Here is a 296-nt window from a genome sequence, read left to right as displayed (position 1 = left end):
CACCCGGACGGTTCACTACACGAAGAACCAGGCTACTTACACGAAAGGCGATCCTGGTGATCCTGCTAAGAACGATCCCGAAGGGACGCAAGCTAAGTATCTGGAAGGTACGATCACGGTTAGCCAAAATAATGACGGTGATTACAGCGCAACTGTTGCCGACAAGACGGTGAGTGTTAGCCGGACGGCTAGCGTGGATGAAAATGGACAGGTTGTATATACCGACTGGACAGTTGATGGTGGCACTGGGAGTGAATTAGTGCCTGAATTAACCGCCGCAGCAACTGCTGTTAAAG

Annotated in this window: 1 protein-coding gene; it reads left to right on the top strand. The window is 51.0% G+C overall.

Translation table 11 applies throughout. From position 1 onward, the window contains the following. Positions 1-296 (top strand): hypothetical protein (locus CES82_RS12580; RefSeq protein ID WP_180245747.1); only part of this gene is annotated, 296 nt, incomplete at both ends.

It is taken from the genome of Secundilactobacillus silagincola (assembly GCF_002583405.1).
Taxonomy (GTDB): domain Bacteria; phylum Bacillota; class Bacilli; order Lactobacillales; family Lactobacillaceae; genus Secundilactobacillus; species Secundilactobacillus silagincola.
This window is presented reverse-complemented; position numbering and strand designations above follow the sequence as displayed.